5 protein-coding genes are annotated in these 4,098 nt (G+C 62.5%); all 5 read left to right on the forward strand.

What is annotated here, in order from left to right; all coding sequences use genetic code 11:
• Positions 1-652 (forward strand): CoA transferase subunit A (locus ACXRVY_RS19085; protein WP_458237989.1); only part of this gene is annotated, 652 nt, incomplete at its 5' end.
• Positions 652-1,431 carry a CoA-transferase subunit beta gene (locus ACXRVY_RS19090; protein ID WP_223463902.1) on the forward strand — a complete coding sequence of 260 codons (780 nt, stop codon included), beginning with the start codon at positions 652-654 and terminating at the stop codon, positions 1,429-1,431. The genes ACXRVY_RS19085 and ACXRVY_RS19090, both read left to right, overlap by 1 nt.
• Entirely contained in the window at positions 1,428-2,633 is a 1,206-nt protein-coding gene (pcaF, locus tag ACXRVY_RS19095) for a 3-oxoadipyl-CoA thiolase (protein ID WP_457266126.1), read from the forward strand. Before ACXRVY_RS19090 ends, pcaF begins: the two co-directional genes overlap by 4 nt.
• Positions 2,634-2,670: 37 nt before the next feature.
• Entirely contained in the window at positions 2,671-3,375 is a 705-nt protein-coding gene (gene pcaH / locus ACXRVY_RS19100; RefSeq protein WP_223463901.1) for a protocatechuate 3,4-dioxygenase subunit beta, read from the forward strand.
• A 1-nt stretch (position 3,376) separates the two neighbouring features.
• Positions 3,377-3,943, forward strand: a complete 567-nt coding sequence (gene pcaG, locus ACXRVY_RS19105; RefSeq protein WP_223463900.1) for a protocatechuate 3,4-dioxygenase subunit alpha — start codon at positions 3,377-3,379, stop codon at positions 3,941-3,943.
• Positions 3,944-4,098: the final 155 nt, after the last annotated feature.

Genomic DNA, 4,098 nt, shown 5'->3' on the forward strand with positions numbered 1-4,098 from the left:
GATTTTCTCCTGGGGCGGTAACCCGGGTGTCGGCTCCCTGCATCGCCTGCGTGACGCCGTTGAGAAGCAGTGGCCGCACCCGCTGGAAATCGAAGAGCACAGCCACGCCGACCTGGCCAATGCCTACGTTGCCGGCGCTTCCGGCCTGCCATTCGCGGTATTGCGTGCCTACGCCGGTTCCGACTTGCCGAAGGTCAACCCGCTGATCAAATCCGTCACCTGCCCGTTCACTGGCGAAGTGTTGGCCGCCGTGCCTTCGGTACGTCCGGACATTACCGTGATTCACGCACAGAAAGCCGACCGCAAGGGCAACGTGCTGCTCTGGGGCATTCTCGGTGTGCAGAAAGAAGCCGCGCTGGCGGCAAAGCGCTGCATCGTCACCGTTGAGGAAATCGTCGACGACCTCAATGCACCGATGAATTCCTGTGTATTGCCAACCTGGGCCTTGAGCGCTGTTTGCCACGTGCCTGGCGGCGCGCACCCGTCCTACGCCCACGGCTACAACGAGCGCGACAACCGTTTCTACCAGGCCTGGGACCCGATTGCCCGCGACCGTGAAACCTTCACCGCGTGGATCAATGAGTACATCCACGGCAGCGCTGACTTCAGCGAGTTCCAGGCCAAACTGGCCGCCGCTTCGGAGGCGAAGTAATGACTTACACCACCAATGAAATGATGACCGTCGCCGCCGCTCGCCGTCTGAAGAACGGTTCGGTGTGCTTCGTCGGCATYGGCCTGCCGTCGAAAGCGGCCAACCTGGCGCGCCTGACTTCCTCGCCTGATGTCGTGCTGATCTACGAATCGGGTCCGATCGGTGCCAAGCCGAGCGTACTGCCGTTGTCGATCGGCGACGGTGAACTGGCGGAAACCGCCGACACCGTGGTCCCCACCGGCGAGATATTCCGTTACTGGCTGCAGGGCGGGCGCATCGACGTCGGCTTCCTCGGCGCAGCGCAGGTCGACCGTTTCGGCAACATCAACACCACCGTAGTCGGCGATTACCACGCGCCGAAAGTGCGTCTGCCGGGTGCCGGTGGCGCGCCGGAGATTGCCGGTTCCGCCAAGAGCGTACTGATTATCCTCAAGCAATCGTCGCGCTCCTTTGTTGACAAACTCGACTTCATTACCTCGGTCGGCCATGGCGAGGGCGGCGATTCACGCAAGCGTCTCGGTCTGCCAGGCGCCGGTCCGGTCGGCATCATCACTGACCTGTGCACCATGGAGCCGGAGGAGGGTACCCACGAGTTCGTGGTCACCGCACTGCATCCGGGCGTGACCCGCGAGCAAGTGGTCGCCGCCACCGGTTGGCCGATTCGCTTTGCCGACAGTGTTGCGACCACCGCGGAGCCAACCATCGTGGAATTGACCGCGCTGCGCGATCTTGAAGCCCGCACCGCCGCCGCCCACGGCCAAGCCCCCGGAGAAGCCTGATGCGTGACGTTTATATCTGCGACGCGATTCGTACCCCCATCGGCCGTTTCGGCGGTGGTCTGTCGACGGTGCGGGCTGACGATCTGGCTGCCGTGCCGATCAAAGCCTTGATGGAACGCAACCCGTCGGTGGACTGGAGCGCCGTGGACGAGGTGTTCCTCGGCTGCGCCAACCAGGCCGGGGAAGACAACCGCAACGTCGCGCGCATGGCGCTGCTGCTGGCGGGCCTGCCGGAAAGCATTCCTGGTGTGACCCTCAATCGTCTTTGCGCTTCGGGTATGGACGCCATCGGCACCGCGTTCCGTGCCATCGCCAGCGGCGAGATGGAGCTGGCGATTGCCGGTGGCGTCGAGTCGATGTCCCGTGCGCCGTTCGTGATGGGTAAAGCTGATGCCGCGTTCTCGCGCAACATGAAGCTGGAAGACACCACCATTGGCTGGCGTTTTATCAACCCATTGATGAAAGCCCAGTACGGCGTGGACGCGATGCCGCAGACCGCTGATAACGTAGCCGATGACTACGAAGTTTCCCGCGAAGATCAGGACGCTTTCGCACTGCGCAGTCAGCAACGCACGGCCGCCGCGCAAGCTGCCGGGTTCTTCGCCGAAGAAATCGTCGAAGTGCGCATTGCCCACAAGAAGGGTGAAACCGTGGTCAGCCAGGACGAGCATCCTCGCGCCGACGCCACCCTGGAAGCCCTGACCAAACTCAAACCGGTCAACGGCCCCGACAAAACTGTCACCGCCGGCAACGCCTCCGGAGTAAACGATGGCGCGGCAGCGTTGATCCTGGCCTCGGCCGAAGCCGTGAAGAAACACGGCCTGACCGCCCGCGCCAAAGTGCTGGGCATGGCCAGCGCCGGTGTTGCGCCGCGGGTGATGGGCATTGGCCCGGTGCCTGCGGTGCGTAAACTGACCGAACGCCTCGGTGTGGCGGTCAGCGATTTCGACGTGATCGAACTCAACGAAGCCTTCGCCAGCCAGGGTTTGGCGGTGCTGCGTGAACTGGGGATCGCCGACGATGCGGCCCAGGTCAACCCCAACGGTGGCGCGATTGCCTTGGGTCATCCGTTGGGCATGAGCGGTGCGCGACTAGTGTTGACCGCGTTGCATCAGCTGGAAAAAACCGGTGGCAAGAAAGGCCTGGCGACCATGTGCGTCGGCGTCGGCCAGGGTCTGGCCTTGGCGATCGAACGTGTCTGACACGCCCCGTCGGCTAATAAGAACTGAGGAAAGTGTAATGACTGACAAGCCTGGATACCGTCGCCCGCAGGCGGGCACTCAGCCGGAATACCTGCACCCGACCTATCAATCCACCAACCTGCGCTCGCCGTCCAAGCCGTTGGTGTTTCTGCCCCATTCGTTGTCGGAAATCACCGGGCCGACCATCGGCGCCGAGTGCGTCAACGAGAAGGACAACGACCTGACTGCCCAGCATGAAGGGCAACCACAGGGTGAGCGCATCATCATCCACGGCCGTGTGCTGGATGAGAACGGTCTGCCGGTGCCGGGGATTCTGGTGGAGATCTGGCAGGCCAACGCCGCCGGTCGCTACGCCCATGCTCGCGACCTGCACGACGCGCCGCTGGACCCTAACTTCACCGGCACCGGCCGCACCGTGACCGACGCCGATGGCTGGTATCAGTTCCAGACCATCAAGCCCGGCGCCTATCCATGGGGTAACCACCACAACGCCTGGCGCCCGGCGCACATCCATTTCTCTCTGTTCGGACCGAGCATCCTGACGCGGCTGGTGACGCAAATGTATTTCCCGGGCGACCCGTTGCTGGCCTACGACCCGATCTACAACTGCGTGCCCGATACCGGCGCCAAAGAGCGCTTGATCGCCACGTTCGATCTGGAAAAAACCATCCCTTCCTATGCCCTCGGTTATCGCTGGGACATCGTTTTGCGCGGCCGCGACGCCACGCCGATGGAGAAATAAGATGACGCTGACTGCGACCACGTCCCACACCGTCGGGCCGTACTACCACATCGGCCTGACCTGGCTGAACCGCGAAAACCTGGCCGTCGAACAAACCCTGGGCGAGCGCGTGGCGATCACCGGGCAAGTGGTCGATGGCAACGGTGATGTCGTCAACGACGCAATGCTGGAAGTCTGGCAGGCCAACGCCGCCGGCAAATACGATCACCCGGAAGATGACCAGGACAAACCCCTGGACCCGAACTTCGAAGGTTTTGGCCGGGTGCCGGTGGATGCCGAAGGGCGTTTTCGCTTCACCACGATCAAGCCGGGCACGGTTGAAGGTTTGAAAGGCACGACCCAGGCACCGCACCTGGTGGTGCTGGTGTTTGCCCGTGGCCTGGTGAAGCACTTGCTGACGCGGATTTACTTTGATGGCGAAGCCGCCAACGTCGACGATCCATTGCTGGAGTGCGTGCCGGCCGAGCGTCGTAATACGCTGATGGCGAAGCAGGATGCGTTGGGCGTGTACCAGTGGAACGTGATTTTGCAGGGTACCGATGCCGAGACGGTGTTCTTCGACTATTAAGTGAACACCGCAAAAACCTGTGGGAGCGAGCTTGCTCGCGATGGCGTCGGAACATTCACCATTGATGTTGTCTGACCCGCCCCTATCGCGAGCAAGCTCGCTCCCACAGTGGATTTGCGTTGCTGATGCATCTGCGGAACGGGACTGTTGCAAAG

It is taken from the genome of Pseudomonas sp. P5_A2_2 (genome assembly GCF_054177685.1).

What these genes read in the sequence shown, in the direction of transcription:
- pcaH (WP_223463901.1), top strand. Translation starts at nt 2,671, where the DNA reads ATGACTGACAAGCCTGGATACCGTCGCCCGCAGGCGGGCACTCAGCCG.
- pcaG (WP_223463900.1), top strand. Translation starts at nt 3,377, where the DNA reads ATGACGCTGACTGCGACCACGTCCCACACCGTCGGGCCGTACTACCAC.